The organism is Sandarakinorhabdus sp., from assembly GCF_987265915.1.
The window spans coordinates 2,942,834-2,964,528 of sequence record NZ_OZ503948.1; the positions used below are offsets into that span (position 1 = coordinate 2,942,834).

16 protein-coding genes, 1 tRNA gene and 1 pseudogene are annotated in these 21,695 nt (G+C 65.9%); 14 read left to right on the forward strand and 4 right to left on the reverse strand.

Going from position 1 to position 21,695, the window contains the following annotated elements:
- Positions 1–88: 88 nt before the first annotated feature.
- Positions 89–292, forward strand: a complete 204-nt coding sequence (locus AC6UUM_RS14050) for a hypothetical protein (protein WP_500802888.1) — start codon at positions 89–91, stop codon at positions 290–292.
- A gap of 6 nt (positions 293–298) precedes the next feature.
- Here the strand turns inward: AC6UUM_RS14050 and AC6UUM_RS14055 are convergent, their stop codons facing one another.
- Positions 299–3,079, reverse strand: a complete 2,781-nt coding sequence (locus tag AC6UUM_RS14055) for a [protein-PII] uridylyltransferase (protein ID WP_500802889.1) — start codon at positions 3,077–3,079, stop codon at positions 299–301.
- 42 nt (positions 3,080–3,121) lie between these two features.
- On the reverse strand, positions 3,122–4,111 hold the full coding sequence (gene dgcA / locus AC6UUM_RS14060; RefSeq protein WP_500802890.1) for an N-acetyl-D-Glu racemase DgcA: 990 nt from the start codon (positions 4,109–4,111) through the stop codon (positions 3,122–3,124).
- Between the two features lie 72 nt (positions 4,112–4,183).
- Here dgcA and AC6UUM_RS14065 point away from each other — a divergent pair, with 72 nt between their 5' ends.
- The 5 genes and pseudogenes from AC6UUM_RS14065 to AC6UUM_RS14085 all read left to right on the forward strand — a co-directional run bounded on the left by AC6UUM_RS14065 (position 4,184) and on the right by AC6UUM_RS14085 (position 10,896).
- A complete protein-coding gene (locus tag AC6UUM_RS14065) occupies positions 4,184–4,492 on the forward strand; it encodes a hypothetical protein (protein WP_500802891.1) in 309 nt (102 codons plus the stop codon).
- A 4-nt stretch (positions 4,493–4,496) separates the two neighbouring features.
- The gene (locus AC6UUM_RS14070; protein ID WP_500802892.1) at positions 4,497–6,353 is read left to right on the forward strand and encodes a toll/interleukin-1 receptor domain-containing protein; all 1,857 of its coding nucleotides are present in this window, start codon (positions 4,497–4,499) and stop codon (positions 6,351–6,353) included.
- A 1,143-nt stretch (positions 6,354–7,496) separates the two neighbouring features.
- Positions 7,497–7,607: pseudogene (locus AC6UUM_RS14075) on the forward strand (PEPxxWA-CTERM sorting domain-containing protein); the annotation flags it as partial.
- A gap of 155 nt (positions 7,608–7,762) precedes the next feature.
- Positions 7,763–9,541 carry a hypothetical protein gene (locus AC6UUM_RS14080; RefSeq protein ID WP_500802893.1) on the forward strand — a complete coding sequence of 593 codons (1,779 nt, stop codon included), beginning with the start codon at positions 7,763–7,765 and terminating at the stop codon, positions 9,539–9,541.
- Positions 9,542–9,582: 41 nt separating this feature from the next.
- Positions 9,583–10,896, forward strand: a complete 1,314-nt coding sequence (locus AC6UUM_RS14085) for a M28 family peptidase (protein WP_500802894.1) — start codon at positions 9,583–9,585, stop codon at positions 10,894–10,896.
- An 83-nt stretch (positions 10,897–10,979) separates the two neighbouring features.
- Here the strand turns inward: AC6UUM_RS14085 and AC6UUM_RS14090 are convergent, their stop codons facing one another.
- Together AC6UUM_RS14090 and AC6UUM_RS14095 are read right to left on the reverse strand one after the other, a co-directional pair.
- The gene (locus AC6UUM_RS14090; RefSeq protein ID WP_500802895.1) at positions 10,980–13,832 is read right to left on the reverse strand and encodes a TonB-dependent receptor plug domain-containing protein; all 2,853 of its coding nucleotides are present in this window, start codon (positions 13,830–13,832) and stop codon (positions 10,980–10,982) included.
- A 322-nt stretch (positions 13,833–14,154) separates the two neighbouring features.
- Positions 14,155–14,228 (reverse strand) — tRNA-Cys (locus AC6UUM_RS14095).
- A 130-nt stretch (positions 14,229–14,358) separates the two neighbouring features.
- Between AC6UUM_RS14095 and AC6UUM_RS14100 the strand changes: the two genes are divergently transcribed.
- The 8 genes from AC6UUM_RS14100 to AC6UUM_RS14135 all read left to right on the forward strand — a co-directional run bounded on the left by AC6UUM_RS14100 (position 14,359) and on the right by AC6UUM_RS14135 (position 21,686).
- A complete protein-coding gene (locus AC6UUM_RS14100; protein ID WP_500802896.1) occupies positions 14,359–15,000 on the forward strand; it encodes a protein-L-isoaspartate O-methyltransferase family protein in 642 nt (213 codons plus the stop codon).
- 50 nt (positions 15,001–15,050) lie between these two features.
- Positions 15,051–15,338, forward strand: a complete 288-nt coding sequence (locus AC6UUM_RS14105; protein ID WP_500802897.1) for a DUF2497 domain-containing protein — start codon at positions 15,051–15,053, stop codon at positions 15,336–15,338.
- Positions 15,339–15,386: 48 nt separating this feature from the next.
- Positions 15,387–18,194, forward strand: a complete 2,808-nt coding sequence (locus AC6UUM_RS14110; protein ID WP_500802898.1) for a valine--tRNA ligase — start codon at positions 15,387–15,389, stop codon at positions 18,192–18,194.
- 167 nt (positions 18,195–18,361) lie between these two features.
- On the forward strand, positions 18,362–19,801 hold the full coding sequence (locus AC6UUM_RS14115) for a serine hydrolase domain-containing protein (protein ID WP_500802899.1): 1,440 nt from the start codon (positions 18,362–18,364) through the stop codon (positions 19,799–19,801).
- Positions 19,802–19,854: 53 nt separating this feature from the next.
- The gene (locus AC6UUM_RS14120) at positions 19,855–20,583 is read left to right on the forward strand and encodes a heme ABC transporter permease (RefSeq protein ID WP_500802900.1); all 729 of its coding nucleotides are present in this window, start codon (positions 19,855–19,857) and stop codon (positions 20,581–20,583) included.
- 1 nt (position 20,584) lies between these two features.
- Positions 20,585–20,737 (forward strand): heme exporter protein CcmD, encoded by a 153-nt coding sequence (gene ccmD / locus AC6UUM_RS14125; RefSeq protein ID WP_500802901.1) that lies wholly within the window; start codon positions 20,585–20,587, stop codon positions 20,735–20,737.
- Entirely contained in the window at positions 20,734–21,168 is a 435-nt protein-coding gene (gene ccmE, locus AC6UUM_RS14130; protein WP_353199381.1) for a cytochrome c maturation protein CcmE, read from the forward strand. Before ccmD ends, ccmE begins: the two co-directional genes overlap by 4 nt.
- Complete coding sequence (locus tag AC6UUM_RS14135) at positions 21,168–21,686, forward strand: biotin transporter BioY (protein ID WP_500802902.1); 519 nt, start codon at positions 21,168–21,170, stop codon at positions 21,684–21,686. The genes ccmE and AC6UUM_RS14135 overlap by 1 nt, the downstream gene beginning before the upstream one ends.
- Positions 21,687–21,695: the final 9 nt, after the last annotated feature.

Genomic DNA, 21,695 nt, shown 5'->3' on the forward strand with positions numbered 1-21,695 from the left:
TAACAGCAGCTTCTGCTGATGTCATGGGCAATCGGGCGCGCAAAACAGCTGAACGGAACCAGTGCGACCGCTGCCCGTTGTGCCTGATATGACTGAAACCCAGCCTACCCCCGAAAAACCCGAAGTCATCTCCACCGTGAAGGCGCGCGGCGGGGTGGTTGGGCACAATGTGCGTTATGTGCTGGCGATCTCGCTGCTGCTGGCGGTGGCGGCGATGGTGTCGGTGTATTTTGCCTGGTCGGGCGGGCTGCAGGATGCGCCGAACAGTGCCGAGGCGCCCAAGCTGGACTGAAACCGCCTATTCCGCCGCCTCGGCCAGCGCCTCGACGCGCGGCGGGGCGCCGCCGGCCAGGGCGAGCAGACGCTTTTCGAGTTGTTTCAGGCGGGCGGGGCTGTCGATCTTCGCGCCGGTCAGATCGGTGACATAGAACGTATCCGTCGCCTTTTCGCCATAGGTGGCGATGTGGGCGCTGTGGATGGTCAGGCGGTTCTGGAACAGGCCGTTGGTCAGGCTGAACAACAATGCCGGGCGATCGGCAGCGTTGACCTCGATCACCGTATAGCGATTGCTCGCCTTGTTATCGATCAGCACGCGCGGTTCCACGCCGAACAATTCCGCCTTGCGCCGGGCCAGCGGCCGCGCCGCCAGCCGGTCGGCCAGGCGGATGCGGCCGGTGAGCACATCCTCGATGCAGCGTTTCAGCCGCGCCAGCTGCGAGGCTTCGGCAAAGGGCTGGCCCAGCGGGTCGAGCACGACGAAATTGTCGATCGCCATGCCATCGCGGGTGGTGTGGATGCGCGCGTCGAAGATATTGCCGCCGGCCAAGGAAATCGCGCCGGCAATGCGATAGAACAGGCCGGGGTGATCGGTGGCATAAACCGAAACCAGCGTGGTGCCAGTCGCCGCGTCGGGCGCGCAGGCGATTTCCAGTGGGGCCGCATTCTCCGCACCCCCGTCATCGGCCCCGGCCACCAGTGCGGCATTGGCGACCAGCACATCGTGGGCTTCGGCGATCCAGTAACTGTCTGGCAGGCGACGGGCATGGGCGGCAAAGCGCGCTTCCGGCCAATCCAGCGCCGCCTTCAGCCCGCCCTGCCGCGCCGCAATGCGCTCGGCGCGGCCGGATTGTTTGTGGCCCAGGCGCAGCACTTCCTCGGCGCTTTCATACAGATCGCGCAGCAATTGCGCCTTCCAACCGTTCCACACGCCCGGGCCCACGGCGCGGATATCAACGACCGTCAGCAGCAGCAGCAACCGCAGCCGTTCCGGGCTGGCGACAGCCGCGGCAAAATCCAGGATGGTCTTGAAATCACTCAGGTCGCGCTTGAAGGCGGTGCGGCTCATCAACAGGTGAAATTCCACCAGCCAGGCAACGGTTTCGGTTTCAGCCGGGGTCAGGCCAAAGCGCGGGCACAGGCGCCGCGCCACTTCGGCGCCCAGGATGCTGTGATCCCCACTGCGGCCCTTGGCGATATCATGCAGCAGCACCGCGACATGCAGCACCCGGCGATCGTTCAACTGGTGGATGATGGCGCTCGAAAGGCTGTGATCGTCCTTCAGCTCGCCACGTTCGATTTTCGCCACCAGCCCGATGGCGCGGATCGTGTGTTCGTCCACCGTATAATGATGGTACATGTCATACTGCATCTGGGCCACGACCCGGCCGAAATCCGGCACGAAACGGCCAAACACGCCGGCTTCGTTCATCCACCGCAGCACGGTTTCGGGATCGCGCGGACTGGTGAGCACCCCAAGGAACAGCGCATTGGCGGTCTTGTCGCGGCGCACGCGATCATCGATCAGCCCGGCATCGCGCGCCGCGGTGCGCATGGCCACCGGGTGGATGGGCAGGCCCTCACTGTCGGCCAGCGCGAACATCTCCAGCAGGCGCACCGGATCGGCGCGGAAGAAATCATCGGCCGGCAGCCCGATCTGGCCGCGCCGCAGGGTGAAGCCCTTCAAACGGCCCGGCCGGCGGGTCAGCGACGGCAGCCAGGCCAGGCGCGCCGTCGATTCATCAAGGTGGGCAAGGAACAGGCCGGTCAGATCGCCGACGGTTTTGGCCATCAGGAAATAATGGCGCATGAAGCGTTCGACCGCGCTCATGCGTTCGCGCGAGGCATAGCGCAGCCGCCCGGCCAGTTCGCGCTGCACATCAAAGGCGAGGCGTTCTTCGGCGCGGCCGGTCACATGGTGCAGCATGAAGCGCACCGACCACAGGAAGCTTTCGGCGCGGCGGAACTGGCGGAATTCGGCCGCCGTCAGCAGCCCTTTGTCCACCAGTTCGATGACGCCATCCACCTCGTGCAGGTAACGGCCAATCCAGAACAGCGCGTGCAGATCGCGCAGGCCGCCCTTGCCTTCCTTCAGATTGGGTTCGACGACATAGCGGCTGTCACCCATGCGCTTGTGGCGGGCTTCGCGCTCGGCGAGCTTTTCGGCCACGAACGCCCGCGCCGTGCCGGCGACGACCTCGCGGCGGAAGCGCGTGGTCGCCTCGGTGAACAGCGCCTGATCGCCCCACACGAAGCGCGCTTCCAGAAAGGCGGTGCGGATGGTCATGTCGGCGCGTGCCATGCGCACCACATCATCCAGGCTGCGCGTGGCGTTGCCGACTTTCAGGCCCAGATCCCACAACAGATAGAGCAGGGTTTCGATGACCTGTTCCCCCCACGGCGTCTGTTTCCAGGGGGTGATGAGCACGATGTCCACATCGGAAAACGGCGCCATCTGGCCGCGGCCATAGCCGCCCACCGCAGCGATCGCCAGCCGTTCGGATTGGGTGGGATTGGCCAGCGGATACAGGCTGCCGACCACCGTGTCGCACGCCAGGCGCAACAGCTGATCGGTAAGGAAACTTTGCGCCGCCGCCAGTTCGAGGCCGCGCCCCGGATGGGCCTCCAGCCGCTCGGCGATTTCGGCGCGGCCAGCCAGCAACGCGCCGCGCAGCGTATCGGCCAGCAACTGCCGCCGCGCCGCAAAATCCGCACACCGCGCCAGCCCCTGGTTCAGGCTATCGGCCAGCGCGCGGCGATCGATCACCGCGCGGCGGTTGGCAATGGCATCAGGACGGATCATGCGCGCTGACAATAGGCGCGGATGGGGGAAATGACCATCGGTTCAGCCCCACAGTGCTGCGTCGGGTGGCCACACATCGCTGCCTTCAAAGCGCAGGCCATGCGGGCGGTCGTGAATCAGCAGCGGCCCATCAAGATCGGCATAGGCGCCCTGCATGGCGACATGGAAAGCCGGCGCAATGGCCAGCGACGTGCACAGCATGCAGCCGGTCATCACGCCCAGCCCGCGCGTGGCTGCGGCATGGCGCAGCGCCAGCGCCTCGGTCAGGCCGCCGGCTTTGTCGAGCTTGATGTTGATGAAGCGGTAACGGCCGACGATGGCATCCAGGCTGGCGCGGGTGTGGCAGCTTTCGTCGGCGGCCAGCGGCACGGCAGCGCGCACGCCATCCAGATCGGCATCGCGCCCGGCCGGCACTGGTTGTTCGACCAGCTCCACATCCAGCTTGGCCAGTCGCGCGCAGGTGCGTTCGATATCGGTGCCGCCCCAGGCTTCGTTGGCATCCACGATCAACCGGGCATCGGGCGCGGCGCGGCGCACGGCGGTCAGGCGTTCGATATCGCCATCGGGGCCGTCGCTGCCGCCCAGCTTGACCTTGAGCAATTCACGCCCGCGCGCCGTCGTGGCCGCCGCTGCCATGGTGGCGGCATCGGCCAGGCTGATCGTATAGGCCGTCAGCATCGGCCGCGGGCTGGGCAAGCCCAGCATCTGCCAGACCCGCTGGCCGGCCTGCTTGGCTTCCAGATCCCACAGCGCGCAATCGAGCGCATTGCGCGCCGCGCCGGCCGGCAGCAGCGCCAGCAGATCGGCGCGGGCGAGATCGCCAATGGCAGCGCCGATGCCGTTCAGCGCCGCCAGCGCGGCTTCGGCACTGTCGCCGGTGTAATAGATGGCGGTGCCCTCGCCGCGGCCGACATGGGCGCCGTCGCGCACCGTGGCCACCACGACATCAACGTGCGTCTTGGCGCCGCGCGCGATGGTGAAGCTGCCGCGCACGGGGAAGGTTTCGATTGCGGCGTGAAGCGTGCGAGCCATGTTGCTGCACTGCCGCAAGGCGAGCGGGTCGGCAACAGACTTTGCGCTGCCGCAAAAGCCGGGCATGTTGCGATGATGGAAGAGGACGACTCGGTCGAGCTGGATGCGGTCGCCACCGTGTCGCGCATCACGGCGCTGGAAATGCTGGTGCGTCAGATCATGATCGTGCAGCTGCGCATCCTCGACAAGATGGGCGAGATCAGCCTGACCGGCGACTATGTGCAGACCATCGCCAAGGCCTACACCGAAAAGGTCGATGAAAGCCCGATCATCGAAAGCACCTCGCCGGACGTGAACTACGAATTCAAGATGATGGTGCTGCACAATCTGGAGCGGTTTTTCGACGACCTGGAGCGGCACGTGCGGGACAATCCGAACTGAGATCATGGCCGAACGCTACAGCGCCTTCATCAGTTACAGCCACGCCGATACGCCAGTGGCGCGCTGGTTGCACAAGGCGCTGGAATCCTATCGCCTGCCGCGCGGGCTGATCGGCCAGGCTTCGCCGTTCGGGCCGGTGCCGGCGCGGTTGCCGCCGGTATTCCGCGACCGCGACGAGTTGCCGGCCAGCGCCGATCTGGGCGGCGAATTGCGCGCTGCGCTGGCCGCCGCGCGTTTCCAGATCGTGCTGTGCAGCCCGCGTTCGGCCAGGTCGGTCTGGGTGAACGAGGAAATCCTCGCCTTCAAGCGCGCCCATGGCGAAGCCCGGGTGCTGCCGCTGATCATCGGCGGCGAGCCCTATGCCGGCGACGAGCGCGAATGTTTCCCGCCTGCGCTCCGCTTCAAGCTGGCCGTCGACGGCAGCCTGTCGGATGTGCCGGCCGAACCGATCGCCGCCGATCTGCGCGACGGCAAGGATGGCAAGCGGCTGGCGCTGCTCAAGTTGATTGCCGGCATTACCGGGTTGAAACTGGACCAGTTGGCGCAGCGCGACGCTGCCCGCCGCCAGCGCCAGTTGCTGGCCATCACCGCCGGTTCGCTCGGCATCGCGTTGGTCACCATTGGGCTGGCTATCTATGCCAATCTCCAGCGCGCCGAAGCCGTGCGCCAGCAACTGGTCGCCACGCGCAGCCTGGATTTCCTGATCGGCACCTTCGAAATCGCCAACCCGGCCACCGAAAATCCGCGCTCCATCACCGCGCTGACCATCCTCGAACGTGCCAGCAAACGCGCGGCGGTGGAACTGCCCGAAGAACCGCTGGTCAGCGCGCGCCTGCTGGCCACCACCGGGGCGATTTACTACAATCTCGGCCTGCCCAAGGAGGCGGTCGCCGATCTGGAACGGGCGCTCACCCGCCTGCCGGCAAGGAGCCCGGAACGCGCCAAGGTGCTGCTGAAACTGGCAAGTGCCGCCATACGCGCGGCAGACACTGACAAGGCGGCGCGCCTGATTGCAGCAGCATCGGCCGCGTTTGATCGGGACAGTGCCGATGGCCCGCTGCTCGATGCCATGCTGTTGGAGCACCGCGGCCTGCTGGCGCATCAGGCCGGCGATTATGCCCTGGCCGTGCGCGAACTGGGTTCGGCGGCGGCGGCCTACCAGGCGCTGCCCGGCGACCACCGCGCTGATCGTGCCGATGCCTTCACCGACACCGCTCGCGCCCGCATGAAAATGCGCGATTCCGCCGGCGCGGCCAGGGATTTTGCCGCTGCCGAAGCGCTCAACATCAGCCTTTATGGCCGCAATCACCAGAAGACCGCCACTGCCACCAAGAACCGCGCCTATGCTGCCTTCGAAGCCGGTGACCTGCCCGAAGCGCAGCAGCGCATCGCTGTGGCAAACCGCATCTATGCCCGCGTGCTTGAGGGGGATCATCCGTTCCTGGCCGACACGTTGATCCTTCAGGGGCGGATCGAAACCGCTGCCGGCGCCGGCGAAGCGGCGCTTGCTGCTCTTGACCGGGCAAAGGGGATCTATTCCCGCCTGTACGGGCCAGGCAATGCTGCGGTTGGCGATGCCTTGTTCTACATGGCCGAAGCCGAAAACCAGCGCGGCCGCATGGCGGACGCACTTGCCCGTGTGGCCGAGGCCAAGCGCATCTATGACGCCGAATATGGCCCGGATGATCCCGATCAGGCGGAACTGCTGTTGCTGAAGGCCCGCGTGCTGGCGCGCGGCGGGCGCGGCGCCGAGGCAAAGGCCAATTGCCAGGCCGCAATCGCCCTCGATCGCCGCATCAAGGCCGCACCGGCCGTGGTGACGGATGCGCAGCGCCAGTGCGACGCCCTGCCGACAGGCTGATCCAGCCCGCAGTGGCGCTGCCAGGGGCGGCACCCGGGCGCCGGCGGCAGAAATTTCGTTCGATACGCCAATTAACCATATGGCCAGTGATGGTTTTCTTGCGTAACCAAGTGGCAGGGCAGCCGGGCCAATGCAGGCATGTGAGCAAATTCGGGGGAATGATGAATGCGCATGACACGGACGATCATCGGCTTTGCCATGGTTTCAGGGCTGGCTGCCCTGCCTGCGGCGGCGGCGCCAGACATCAGCGAAGTGCTGACAATGTCGAGCACTGTCAGTTACTTCACCTATGATTCCCCGGTGGAAGGCGAAACCTTCGACAATGTGAACACCAAGGAACTGAGCTTCGAAGGCGGCAATCGGCGGCTGGGCGCACAGCTTGATACAAGGCTCGGCGCGGGCGGCAGCTTCTTCTTCCTGCACAATATCTACACGCAGGGCCAAGGCTTTGTCGAAATGGCGACCGACCTGACGATCGCGATCACCAACAACAGCGCTTCCACCGCCTTGTTGCGGCTTGATTCGCTGATCACGCCCGGCTTCATCGGGTTCCAGGGCCAGAACACCGATTCCGAAGTGAAGTTTCTGTTTCACGTGCGGCAGTTCGCCAACCATCCCACCCTTGGCACCCGCACCGATCTTTATCAGGCCAGCGGCACCCTGGATCACACCGGTCCGCAACCCAACAGCATCGTGACATCGGACAGCCGGCCGTTCACCGGCTTCTCCTCCTACGTCTCGTCCCTGGGGGATCGCGTCGCCTTTGAATGGGGTGCCACGCCGCTCAGCCTTGAGCTGGCGCCGATCGCCGCGGGCGACACCCATTATGTCCATTATTACAACTTCACCCGGATCAACATCGTCAATGGCTTCTGCGCTACCCTTCTGGGTTGCGAAGGCGTGCAGGTGGCCTTTGGCGATCCGCGCAACGATGGCAGTTCCTCACCGTTCAACGCGGCGGCCTTTTTCGATGGCGGGGCCTTCAATGTGCCGGCCACGAACGACCAGTTGCTGATCGGCCGCCGCTTCGACGCCACGACCTATTCCATGGCGGACGTGGTGGACATTGACGCAGATCCGGCGCCGGCCCTGCCCGATCCGGCCCCGCCCGCCACCTTTGATTGGCTGCCACCGGTGGATTTGGTGGCTGCCGTTCCCGAACCGGCAAGCTGGCTGATGCTGATCACCGGCTTTGGCCTGATTGGCGCCATGCAGCGCCGGCAGCGGCCCCGCACCGGCGTGCCCGCGGCCTGATTCGCTGCTGCCTGGTTGCAACTTGCTGGCCCGGTCTTTACCCAAATTGCCGTATGCCGGCGCAATCCGGCTGCGGCAATCGGGGTGGGCGGCATGCGATGTTACAGCCAGAGGCTGACCGGTAACGGCCGGCAGCAGCGCCGCAGGGGCAGGGCATGACCGACGCGCACCCGCCGCGCCCGCAATTGGCGCTCACCGTGGCCATCACCGGGCACCGCGTGCTGGATCCGGTGGTGGAACCGGCATTGGCGGCGGCCATCGGGGCGCTACTGGCGCGCGTGCGGGCCGATGTGACCGCGATTGCCGCCCTGCATCGGAATCATTTTGCCGATGATCCACCGCGCCTGTCGCTGATCTCCGGCCTGGCCGCCGGGGCTGACCAGATCGCCGCGCGGGCCGCGCTGGCCCAAGGCTATGCCCTGCAAGTGGTGTTGCCATTCCCGCGCGGCGTCTATGCCCAGACCATGGCGCCTGCTGATCAGGCCAGCCTGTCGGCCCTGCTGGATCGGGCCGATCATGTCTGGCAGGTTCCAGCCGACACGGCACAGGGCGATAAGGCCTATGTGCTGGCCAGCGACGTCACGGTTGCCGGCTGCGATCTGCTGATCGCCGTGTGGGATGGCGAACCGGAACGCGGGCCCGGCGGCACGGCGGCGGTGGTGGCCGAAGCGGTGCGGCGCGGCGTGCCGGTGGTGCATGTGCCCAGCGATGGCGGCGTGCCGGAACTGTTGTGGGCCGGGCTGGATGCCGTGCCGCCCGAACGGCTGCGGTTGGATACTGTGCCGGCGGCGATGCTGGATGATCGGGCGCTGGCACGGGTGCTGGCGGTGCTGCTCACCCCGCCGCTGCCGGCCAGTGAACTGGATGCCTATCTGGCCGAAACCGAACATGTGCGGCGCTGGCGGGCGGAATGGCCGCTGCTGCTGGCGGCAACCGGCGTGCAGGCGTTGAAGCGCGGCTTCCTGAAGGCGGCGCCGTATCTGCATGCCAACCGCGAAGATTGGGCCGGCCACGCGCAAGGCTGTGTCGATGCCGGGGTGCCAGCCACCGGGCATGATCGGTTGGAGGCCGCCTTTGCCTGGGCCGATGGCCTTGCGACCCATTATGCCCATATTTTCCGCAGCGGCATGGTCTTCAACTTCATGGGGGCTGCCGTGGCGGTGATCCTGGCTCTGCTCGCCGGGTTGCTGCCGGGGTACAAGATTCCGCTGCTGATCCTCGAATTGCTGGTGGTGGGCTTGGTGGTGCTGAACACCAGCATCGGCAACCGGCAGGAATGGCACCGGCGCTGGCTGGATTACCGTTATCTCGCGGAAACCCTGCGGCTGCAGCGCAGCCTGCGCCTGTTGGGCGCCGCCAGCCCGCCGGGGCATGATCTTGTCGGCCCACGCCGTTGGACCGACTGGTATGCGCTGGCGATCTGGCAGGGCCTGCCGCGGCCGCCCGCGCCGGCCGACAGTGCTGCCTTCACCGCCCTGACCCGCCATATCGTCGCACATGAACTGGATGGCCAGATCGCCTATCACCATATCGTGCATCACCGCATGCACCGACTGGATCACCGGCTGCACACCAGCGGTGAGACCCTGCTGATCCTCACCGGACTGGTGGGTGTTGGCACGCTGGCCGGACTGTTGTTCGCTTATGCGGCGGTCAAACCGTTCAGCTTGGAACTCAGCCTGCTCGGCGCCGCCCTGCCCACGTTGGGCAGTGCCCTGTTCGGCCTGCGCGGTGCCGGCGATTTTGCCGGCGTGGCGCGGCGGTCACAGGCCACGGCCGAACGGCTGGCGCGCGTGGCCGAACTGCTGCGCCGCGACGGCCTTGCCCCCAGTCTTGCCGCCCGCGCACTTGAAGAAGCCGCAGCCATCATGCTGGCCGATCTGGCCGAATGGCGCTCCAGCTATGCCGATCGCAAGCTGGCGGTGCCGTCATGAACAAACACCAATCCCCACCACACCAACACGAAAGATACCGAATGATTGCCCGCCTGATCCGAATTGGCCTGCTGGCCAGCCTGTTGCCTGCCGCTGCTCTGGCGCAAACCGCCCCCGACGCGACCCGTTTGAAGGCCGATGTCGAAAAACTGGTGAGTTTCGGCACCCGCCACACCCTTTCAGACGCGGACCACCCGACTCGCGGCATTGGCGCCGCGCGGCGCTGGTATGCCGCCGAGATAACGAAGATCGGCGCCGGCTGCGGCGGCTGCATCACGGTTTCGACGCTGGAACGCCTGTTCACCAATGATCGGTCGCCAAATGGCGCCAGGGTGGTCGATGTGCTGGGCATTCAGCCGGGCCGCGATCCGAACCGCGTGGTGATTGTGCAGGGCCATATCGACAGCCGGGTTTCCGATCCGATGAACGCCACCAGCGATGCGCCGGGCGCCAACGACGATGCGTCCGGTGTGGCGCTGGTGATCGAAGCAGCGCGGCTGCTTTCGAAACAGACATTCGACGCCACCATCATCTATGCCGCGCTGTCGGGCGAGGAACAGGGCCTGCTCGGCGGCACGTTGCTGGCCGAAACCGCCAAGGCGCGCGGCTGGGTGGTGAGCGCCGTGCTCAACAACGATATCGTCGGCAACACGGTCGGCCAGAATGGCAGCCGCGTCGCCGATCGCGTGCGGGTATTTTCCGAAGGCATCCGCATTTCGGAAACCCAGGCGGAACAGGCGCTGCGCCGCGGCAATGGCGGCGAGGATGACGGCCCCAGCCGCGCGCTGGCCAAGGCGATCGACCATGTGGCAACCGGCATCAAGGGCGGCATCGATGTGTTTGTCGATCGCCGGCCGGATCGTTTCGGGCGCGGCGGCGATCATGAACCCTTCCTGCGGCTGGGCTTCCCGGCGGTGCGCTTCACGGTGGGGATCGAGAATTACAACCAGCAGCACCAGGATCTGCGCACCGCCAATGGCATCGAATATGGCGATACCGTGGACAAGATGGATTTCCCCTATCTGGCCGCGGTAACCGCGATCAACGTGGCCGCCATCGCGCGGCTGGCATCCGCCCCGGCAGCCCCGGCCGATGTGGCCTTGCAGGGCGCGGTGGGCAGCGACACCAAGGTGCTGTGGGCGGCGGTGCCCGGCGCCGCCGGCTATCGCGTGCATTGGCGCCGGAACGACACGCAGGATTGGACCGAACAGCGCGATGTGCCGGCCGGGACCACACAAACCGTGCTGAAGGACATCAATGTCGATGATCATTTCGTCGGCGTGTCTTCGCTGTCGGCCGGCGGCGCCGAAAGCATCGTCAGCTTCGGCGGCCGCGCGGTGCGCCCTGCGCAATAGCCACCAGCCGGCCTGAACCCGCAAAAAGCCCCGCGCCGGACGTTCCGACGCGGGGCTTTTATTTGGCACAGCTCGCCAAGCACTTACATCTTGAAGCGCAGACCCAGACGATAGCTGCGGCCCAGCAGATCATAGACCGGCGACGAGCCGAAGCCGACACCCGGCACCGGTGGCGGATCCTTGTCGAACAGATTTTCCACGACGGCAAAGAATGTCACCGGCTTGCCGGCGATCTTCACGTCGAAATTCTGCGACAATTCCCAATACCACACCGCCGGGATGCGGTTGACGTCTGCGGCCAGGCCGTTGCGTTCCAGCGCCGGCACGTTGGTAACCACGGCCGGGGCGAGATAACGCGCGGTCACCGTCGTGCGGCTGGCGCCAACCGAATAGGTGGCCGAACCAAAGCCGCGCCACTTCAGGCTGCCCGGCGTGCCCAGATCAGGCGGGGTGTTATCACCCGGCAAACGGGTCTGATCCTTCAAGCGCTGCGATGCCAGCATCCGCAGGCTGATCGAGCCGGGCAGCTTTTCCGAGATGTTGCTGAGCTGGGCGCGATAGCTGATCTCGTAATCAATGCCTTCCACCGCCACATTCTGGGCGTTGATGCCGCCGGTGAGCAGGGTGGCGCCGGTCAGGCCGGTGCTGCCCGCCACGGGCACGATCGACTGGCAGGCCGCCGGGCTGGCCGGGCGGTTGAAGCCATAGCAGAGATCGAGCAGCAGCTGGCCGCCGACCCCGAAGATCGCATCCTTGATGTCGATCTTGTACCAATCGATCGTGGCGGTCAGGCCAGGCAGCCAGCCCGGCTGATAGGCGCCGCCCACCGTCCAGGTGTCGGCGATTTCCGGCGTCAGCTGCGGGTTGCCGCCCGAAAGCGTGATGAACTGCACCTGCGGGCTGTTCGGCAGGCTGCGATCGAGGAACTGGTTCACGAACTGGCTTTGCGGCGCAAACAGATCATTCAGGTTGGGCGCCCGGATGTCACGCGAACGGGTGGCGCGCAGCCGCAGATCGCCAAAGCGATAGGCACCGCCCACCTTCCAGGTCGTCACGGCGCCGCTGGTCGAATAATCGGTGCGGCGCACGGCGCCGTTCAGTTCCAGGTCGCCAACGGCCGAATCCTTCAGCAGCGGCAACAGCACTTCGCCAAAAAATTCCTTCACATTGTAACCGGCACCGCCGGGCTGGAAGTTGCCGACGTTCCAGCGCCGCGCCTGCGAAACCGCGTCAGACGTGGCATTGAAGGATTCATCCCGATATTCAAAGCCGGCCGCGAACGACACCGGGCCGGCCCAGGTTGAAAACGGGCTGTATTGCGCGTCGATCGCATAGACATCGAGGGCGATGTCCAGATCCTGCCGCGTGCGGAAGCCATCGGATTCGCCGGTCAGCCAGGCGATCGACGCCGAGCCGAGCGAACCCTCGCCGAACACGTTCATCGGCAGACAGCCATTGCTGTTGGCCGTGACCGTGGAGCGGCACACCGGCGCGCCAGTGGCAACCCCGGGCACGCCGCCAACCGCAGGGTTGCCGATCACATCCACCGCCTGGTTGAAGCGATCGATGATCACATTGTTGTCGCGCGTGTACCACACCTGGCTGCGGCCACCCTGATAATAGGCGCGCCATTTGCCACTGTCGGCAAACTTGCCTTCCAGCGCCACCAGCAGCCGGCCCTGACGGCGGTTGTAGCCGGCCAGACCGATTTCTTCGTCCGGGCGATTCACCATGTCATAGAACAGGCGATTCATGCGGAACGAGGTGATGCCCTGCATCGTCATCGAATTGCGCACGGCCGTCGGCAGGAACGGGTTGTCGCGCTGAATGGTCAGCGCACCGGTGGCGCCGGTGCCCTGGCGGTTGTAGATGGCCGACCAGTTCACCGTGTCGTTGCCGCCATAGCTGGCCTCCACGATGGCGGTGACATTGTCCGTCACCTCATAGCTGACGCGGCCATAAAGGCTCCAATATTCCAGATCAGGCAGCAAGGCGCCGCGGATATTCTGCCCCTGGACCGTGCCGCCCGCCTGAATCGAACCCTGGGTCAACGCCGTCGGGCCGAACAGGAACTGACCCGTGGTGCCGCCGGGCAGGAATGTGGTGCCGGCCAACGGGCCGCCGACAATCACGCCACCCGGCGTGCTGGTAAAGCCGATATCGTTGCGCACGATGCGGCCGGGTTGGCCATTGGTCGCCGTCCAGTCCGGATTCTGCAGGATGCCCAGGCCCGGCTGGAACCAGCTGCGCGGCTTGTCCGACATCTGGATGCTGTCGCTCTTGGCATAGTTGCCGCTGATCAGGATATGGCCGCGGCCGCCGGCAAAGGCGCTGCCAAAGGCCAGATCACCGCTGATGACAGCGCCATCGCTGCGATCGGTGATGCCATAGTTGATCTGGCCTTTCACCCCTGTGAAACCAGTATCGAGGATGAAGTTGACCACGCCGGCCACCGCATCCGAACCATAGGCGGCCGATGCACCGCCAGTCACCACATCGACGCGCTTGACGAGGTTCTGCGGCAGCATGTTGATGTCCACCGCTGGCAGCAGGCCCGAACCGACCACGCGGCGGCCATCGAGCAGCACCAGCGTGCGGTTGATGCCCAGGCCGCGCGCGTTGATCTGGTTGGCACCACCGTTGGCATTGACAAACAAGGTGGTTGCGCGCGGCGACTGGCCTTGGCCGATGGCCGGCAGCTGGTTGACATAATCGGCAATGTTGATGGGATTGCGCTGGGCAATGTCTTCGGCGGTCACCACCGTGGTCGGCACCGCGGCGCTGGAGCCGTCGCGCACGATGCGCGATCCGGTGACGACCATTTCCGCCGGCATCTCCGTTTCCGCGGCGTTGGTGGCCGATGCAGCGGCCAGCGTGGCCGGACGGGCAGGCGCCGCCTGGGCAAGCGCCGGCGTTGCCGCCAACGCCGCAGCCATCACGGCGAATGAACTTGCCCCACGCCGGGCAAAGCGACGAACATCACGCATATCTGCAACCCCCATTGTGCTGGCGCCAATGCCAGCGCGATCAGACGGGCCCGGAAAGACGAAGATGCGCCGCAACGCTGCGGGGGAAATGACGTATTGATCCAAGCGATTGCGATAAAAGGCCAAAAAATGGCGTTTTGCCGGCCTATTCCGGCTGGACATGGCGTCGCAGGCCCGCATCGGCCGGCCTTTCGCCTGCGTGTCGCAACGCCCTGTCGCGGTTGAAGCTTGATCGCACAGTGCCCGGCGGTCTGCGCCAGCCGGCATGATTTGGAGGCCCGACCGGGAATCGAACCCGGGTGCACGGATTTGCAGTCCGTTACGTCACCACTCCGCCATCGGGCCTCTAAGTGGACGCCGTCCCTAGCAAGCCGGGCCCTGATGGGCAATCAGGATTCGCTGGCGCACGCTGCGATGCCACCTGCCCGCAACATCAGCATTGCGCACCGCGTCGCCGCGAGGCAAAGACAGCGCCATGACAACAATCGGCTCCGCTGCTCAGCGCCAGACCATGGTGGACACGCAGTTGAAGACCGTGGCGGTCACCGACGCCGCGGTACTCGCCGCCTTCGCCGAGATCCCGCGCGAACCCTTCCTGCCGGCCGGGCTGGCTGACCTCGCCTATGCCGACGCCGCCCAGGAAGTGGCGCGTGGCCGCCACCTGCTCGCGCCGCTGGCGCTGGCACTGCTGTTGCAGCACGCCGCGGTGCAACCGGGGCAGCGCGTGCTGGTGGTGGGCAGTGCCAGTGGTTATTCCGCCGCAATCCTGGCGCGGATCGGCGCGGCAGTGACCGCGCTGGAAAGCGATGCCGGCCTGGTCGCCATGGCGGCCGCGGCCGGCGTGGCCAGCGTGACCGGCCCGCTCCCCGAAGGCTGGGCGGCGGCGGCGCCCTATGATCTGATCCTGTTCGAAGGCAGCATCGAAACCGTGCCGCCAGCCATCGCGGCGCAATTGGCGCCCGGTGGCCGCATCGCGGCCGTGTTGCGGCAGGCGGGCGTCGGCCGCGCCTATGTCGGGCCGTTGACGCCGGGCGGCGAGCCCGCTGGCCTCGCCTTCATCGAAATGGCCGCGCCGCTGCTGCCCGGTTTTGCCCGCGCAGCGGTGTTTGCCTTCTGACCGGCCGGGCCGCTCTGGCAGTTTCTGCCGCGTTGGCGTAACGATTGCTCATGTCTGAACCGCCGGCCTCCATCGATGCCATTCTGGCCTCCATCCGCGCCCGCGTCACCGGGCCGGAGGCTGAGCCAGAACCGCCGCCACCGCCCGCAGAGCCCGAACCCGACATCGTGCCGCTGGCCAGCGTCACCCTGCCGCCGGACACGGCCACCATCACCCTGGATGCGCTGATCCGCGACATGCTGGCGCCGCACATCAAGGCGTGGCTGGATGCCAACATGCCGGAAATCGTCGAGAAGGTCGCCCGTGCGGAAATCCGGCGGCTGACGGGCAAGATGTAAGCCGCCTTCGGGCTTTCCCCGCCGCCAGCCAGCGGCTATCGCCGTCGCATGATTGACCGCATTTTTGACCCCGCCAGTTTTGAACAGCGCTGGTATGCGCATTGGGAAGGCGAAGGCCGCTTCCGCCCGGCGCGGCCCGATGCGCAGCCCTTCACCATCGTCATCCCGCCGCCGAACGTGACCGGCAGTCTGCACATCGGCCATGCGCTCGACAACACGCTGCAGGATATCCTCATCCGCTGGCACCGGCTGAATGGCCGCGATGCGCGCTGGATCGTCGGCACCGATCATGCCGGCATCGCCACCCAGATGGTGGTGGAACGCCGCCTGGCCGAAGCCCAGCAGCCGGGCCGCACCGCCATGGGCCGCGCCGCGTTCGAAGCCAAGGTGTGGGAATGGAAGGCCGAATCCGGCGGCACCATCACCGGGCAATTGCGCCGGCTGGGTGCGTCCTGCGATTGGGCCAATGAACGCTTCACCATGGACGACGGCTTCAATGCGGCCGTGATCAAAGTGTTCGTGGAACTCCATAATCAGGGCTTGCTCTATCGCGACAAGCGCCTGGTGAACTGGGACCCGAAGCTGAAGACCGCGATTTCCGACCTGGAGGTGGAGACGCGCGAAGTCGCCGGCACCTTCACCCACATCCGCTATCCGCTCGCCGATGGCGCGGTGCTTGACAGCGGCGCCGACCATATCATTGTGGCGACGACGCGCCCGGAAACCATGCTGGGCGATACCGCAGTGGCGGTGCATCCGGACGATGCGCGCTATGCCTCCGTCATCGGCAAGTATGTGGAACTGCCAATCACCGGCCGGCGTATCCCGATCATCGCCGATGAACATGCCGATCCCGAACTCGGCTCCGGCGCGGTGAAGATCACGCCCGCGCATGATTTCAACGATTGGGCGGTGTATGAACGCAATAAGGCCATCGGCTGGATCAACATCCTCGATGCCGAGGCCAATATCTGCTTGGGCGACGGCGTGCCGGCGGAATATGTGGGCCTGACCCGCGAGGCGGCGCGCAAGCAGGTGGTGGCCGATCTCGAAGCCCTCGACCGGATCGAGCGCATCGAAAACAAGACCATCCAGATGCCCTATGGTGACCGGTCCGGCGTAGTGATCGAACCGTGGCTGACCGACCAATGGTATGTGAACGCCGCCGAACTCGCCAAGGACGCACTGGCCGCCGTGCATGATGGCCGCACGCGCTTTGTGCCGGCGACCTGGGAAAAGACCTATTTCAACTGGATGGAGAATATCCAGCCGTGGTGCGTGTCCCGCCAACTGTGGTGGGGGCACCGGATTCCGGCGTGGTATGGGCCTCCTATTTGGGAAGTTGAGGGAACTCGCTTCCACGTCTCCCTCAACGAACACATGTTCGAACAGAAGCAAAATAGACCTCAGGATAGCCAGTTCTTTGTTGCGGAAACGGAAGAGGATGCCGCCACTAAGGCATACGAATTTTACAAATCGGACAAATTGCCCGCGCCTACTATCGTTTTTGCGTCAAGCCGTGACGAAGCGAACAGTCTCAACAACGGCAGCACAGTCGCTCTATGGCGCGACGAGGACGTCCTCGACACCTGGTTCTCCTCCGCGCTGTGGCCGTTCGGCACGCTGGGCTGGCCGAAACAAACGGCCGACCTCGCGCGCCATTACCCCGGCGACGTGCTCGTCACCGGCTTCGACATCATCTTCTTCTGGGTGGCCCGCATGATGATGCAGGGCTTGCATTTCATGCACGATGTCCCGTTCCGCACGGTTTATTGCCATGGCCTGGTGCGCGACGCCAAGGGCCAGAAGATGAGCAAATCCAAAGGCAACACTGTCGATCCGCTGGTGCTGATCGACAAGTTCGGTGCCGATGCGCTGCGCTTCACGCTGACCGCGATGGAAACGCAGGGGCGCGACATCAAGCTGAACGAGAGCCGTATCGAAGGCTATCGCAACTTCGCCACCAAGCTGTGGAACGCCGCGCGCTTCGCCCAGATGAACGGCATCGCCGGCCACCCGGATATCCTGCCGCCGGCCGCCACCCAGCCGGTCAACCGCTGGATCATCGGCGAAGTGAAGGCTTGCGCTGGCGCGTTGGAACAGGCCATCGCCGATTTCCGTTTCGATGCCTATGCCGACGCCATCTACAAGCTTGTCTGGAGCCGCTTCTGCGACTGGTATCTGGAACTGATCAAGCCGTTGCTGGCGGACGGCGCCGATGAAGCGGTGGCGGCCGAAACCCGCGCCGTGGCCGGCTGGGCGCTCGATCAGATCCTGGTGATGCTGCATCCGGTGATGCCGTTCCTCACCGAGGAATTGTGGCACCAGCTCGGCTCGCGCGACGATCTGATTTTGGCGCAGTGGGTCGCCACGGATGCGCTGCCGGAAGACGCGGCGGCGAGTGCCGATATCGACTGGTTGATCGGGTTGATCAGCGAAATCCGCTCGGCGCGTACCGAAGTGAATGTGCCGCCATCGGCCAAGCTGCCCTTTGCCGTGGAAGGCGCGTCGCCGGAAACGCAAGCGCGCCTGGCCGCCAATGCACCGGCCATCGAGCGGCTGGCGCGCGTGACCGCCGGTTCGGCACCAGAGGGCGGCCGGCTGCAACTGGTGCATGGCGAAGCCACCTTCCTGATCCCCATCGGCGACGTGATCGATCTCGCCGCGGAAAAGGCCCGGCTGGAAAAGGCGCTGGCCGCCGCGATCAAGGAACGCGACGCGCTGGCCGGGCGCTTAAGCAACCCCGGCTTCACCGAAAAGGCCAAGCCGGAAGCGGTGGAGAAGGCGCGTGAAGATCATGAGGCGCGCAGCGCCGAAGCCGAGCGGCTGGCGGCGGCGTTGGCGCGGTTGGGGTAAGCCCACCCCCAGCCCCTCCCGCAAGCAGGAGGGGAGCAGATTGGGCGTGAAAGAAGCGCGCACCACAAACCGAAACGGCTCCCCTCCCGCAGCCAAGAGGGGTTGGGGGTGGGGCTTGGCGGCCCGCACCAACCTGCTAGCCTGTCCCCACAACCGGGGGACCAAACATGAAACACATCGCCATCGCCCTTCTGCTCGCCACCACACCTGCCCTCGCGCAAGCCCCGCCGCCCGCCACCGAAATCGCTGCCAATCCCGACGTCCAGGCCGCAGAGCGGCTGTTCAGCGCCTGGCTGGAAGGCCAGATCGCCTATCGCGGCCTGCCCGGCGTGGCGGTGGGCGTCGTGCAGGATCAGCAACTCGTGTGGAGCCAGGGCTTCGGCTACGCCGATGTCGCCGCGAAGAAGCCGATGACCGCCGACACGCGCTTTCGCATCGCGTCCAACTCCAAGCTGTTTGCCGCCATCGCCGTGCTGCAACTGCGCGAGGCCGGCAAATTGCGGCTCGATGATCCGGTGGTGAAGTATCTGCCGTGGTTCACGCCCAAGCCGGCCGGGCCGGACGATGGCCCGATCACCATCGAACAGCTCTTGTCGCACAGCAGCGGCCTGCAGCGTGAGGCCAGCGATCACTGGTCGAGCTACAACTTCCCGACCGAGGCGGAGCTGATCAAGCTGATGCCCGCCCGCCAGGCCGCCTTCCCGCCGCAGACGCGCTGGAAATATTCCAATCTGGCCTTTGCCGTCGCCGGCCTGCTGGTGGAGAAAGTCACCGGCCAGCGCTGGGCGGATTATGTGACCGCCAACATATTGAAACCGCTGGAGATGAGCGCCACCAGCATCGACAAGCCCGATCCCGGCCTCGCCACGCCCTATGCGGTGCGCACGCCGGACGGCACGCGGCGCGTGATGGGGTTTGTCGATGCGCGCGGCATGGCGGCGGCGACCGGCCTGTCGTCCAACGTCAACGATCTCGCCAAGTTCATCGCCGCCCAGTTCCGCCGTGCGCCGAAGGCCGGCGGCAACAATATCCTGTCGGCTGGATCGTGGCGCGAGGCGCTGCGCGTGCGGTCGGTCGATGAAAACTGGCAATCGGGGTCAGGCCTGGGTTTCGATCACAGCCGCTTCAAGGATCGGACATATGTGGGCCACGGCGGCGGCTATCCCGGCAACACCACCCAGACGCTGGCGCAGATCGACGACAAGGTTGGCGTGATCGTTCTGACCAACACCAATGATTCGAATCCGTCCGACATCGCCCGCCAGTTGATGATCACCGTGGGCGAGGCCGTCGCCAAGGCCGCCAAGCCCAAAGCTGCGACCGCGTGGGACCCGGCCTGGGCGCGCTTTGCCGGGCGTTATCGCGGCGGCGATGATGGTGTGACGCAGGTGGTGCTGCTCAATCAGCAACTGGTGCTGCTGGGCGCGACCGCCGCCGCCGCCGAAACCCGCAGTGTGCTGGAACCCCTGGGGGGCGGCCAGTTCAAGTTGATGGCGCCCACCGGCGGCAGTTCCATCGGCGAAGTGGTGCGATTCGAGGAACAGGGCGGCCGCATCACCCGCATGTTCCTGGGCGATGGCTGGAGCACGCGCATCGACGGTAGGTGAGGCGCGCTACCACGCCCCCTTCCCTGCCGCACGCCTTCTGCTAGAAGGCCGGCGTGCACCGTTTTGCGAACCCCGCGCGATTCCTGAAGATCGCCCGTGTTGCGACCCCGATCGTCGCATTGCTTGGCTTGGCGTTGACCGCGGCTGGCCTTTGGATCGGCCTATTCGCCAGCCCGCCGGATTACCAGCAGGGCGAAAGCGTGCGCATCATGTATGTGCATGTGCCCGCCGCCTGGTTGGGGGCCGGCGGTTACCTGAGCCTGGCCATTGCATCGGCCACCGCGCTGATCTGGCGTCACCCGCTGGCCACCATCGCGGCGCGCGCCATTGCGCCGGCCGGCGCGGCGTTCACGGCCATCTGCCTGGTTTCGGGCGCTTTGTGGGGCAAGCCGACCTGGGGCACCTATTGGGTGTGGGATGCGCGGCTGACGTCGATGCTGGTGCTGCTGTTCCTTTATCTCGGCTATCTGGCGCTGTCGGCCAGCGAGGCCGAAAAGGGCGGCGAAAGCCGCGCCGCGGCCATTTTGGCGCTGGTGGGCGTGATCAACCTGCCGATCATCAAATATTCGGTGGAATGGTGGAACACGCTGCACCAGGGCAGCAGCATTTCGGTGATCAACGCCAAATCCTCGATCGCGCCGGAATTGCTGACGCCCTTATTGCTGTCGGTGGGCGGCTTCAGCTTCCTGTTTGCCGCCATCGTGTTGATGCGGATGCGGGCCATGCTGGCGCAGCAGCGCATCGATGCGCGCAGCCGGCGGCTGGCGGAGGCGGTTGCCTGATATGGATGGCGTCGTCACCCGCCCCGATCTGTGGGCCAATTTCATCTGGCCGGCCTATGGCTTGACGCTGGTCGGCCTGATCGGCCTGCTTGTGTGGGCCTTTGTTTCCATGCGCAGCGCCGAAAAAAAGGCCGAGGAAAGCAAACGCCGATGAAGGCAAAGCACCAACGCCTGTGGCTGGTCGTCGGCGCGCTCACCGCGCTGGGCGGGGCTGGCGCGCTGGCCTTCTCGACGCTGGGCGAAAAGGCGACCTATTTCTACGCGCCGTCCGATCTCGCCAAGGGGCCTGCGCCCACTGCGGCGATCCGGCTGGGCGGCATGGTCGAAAAGGGCAGCCTGCAACGCGACGGCGCCACCGTGCATTTCGTGGTGACGGACATGGCGAAGACCGTGCCGGTCACCTACACTGGTATCCTGCCCGACCTGTTCCGCGAAGGCCAGGGCGTGATCGCCGAAGGCAAGATCGATGCGGCCACCGGGCAATTCACCGCCGACACCATCCTGGCCAAGCATGACGAGAAATATATGCCGCCGGAAGTCGCCGGCGCCATGAAGAAAACCGGCGCGGTATCCGCCGGCACTTGATGACCGGCGCGAAGGTTGACCGCCCGATCCCGGCCCTGCCCGGCGCGGTCGGCACGTGCATCGCGCTGTGCGCCGTCGCGCCGCTGGCGTTGCCATTGGGATCGGTGCCGATCACCCTGCAATCCCTGATCGTCGTGCTGGCTGGTGCGCTGGCCGGCGGCGCGGGTGTGGCCGGGGTGATCGCCTGGCTGGCGCTGGCAGCGCTGGGCCTGCCGGTGCTGGCCGGCCTGAAGGGCGGCATCGGCGCGATGAGCGGCTTCAGCGCCGGCTTCCTGATTGCGCTGCCGCTGGCCAGTCGGCTGGCGATGCGCTGGGCACCGGGCTGGGGCTGGCGGCCGACCTTGCTGCTGATGCTGGCCGGGCATGGCCTGTTGCTGCTGCTGGGCGGGGCGGTGATTGCCATGCGTGGTGGCGATCTGGCCGCGCTGGCGGTATTGTTGCCGGGGGCGGGGGTGAAGTCGATTGTGGCGATGGCGGTGTTGCTGGTGACGGGGCGGCGGGTCAAGCTGGCCGATTGAATCCGGTGG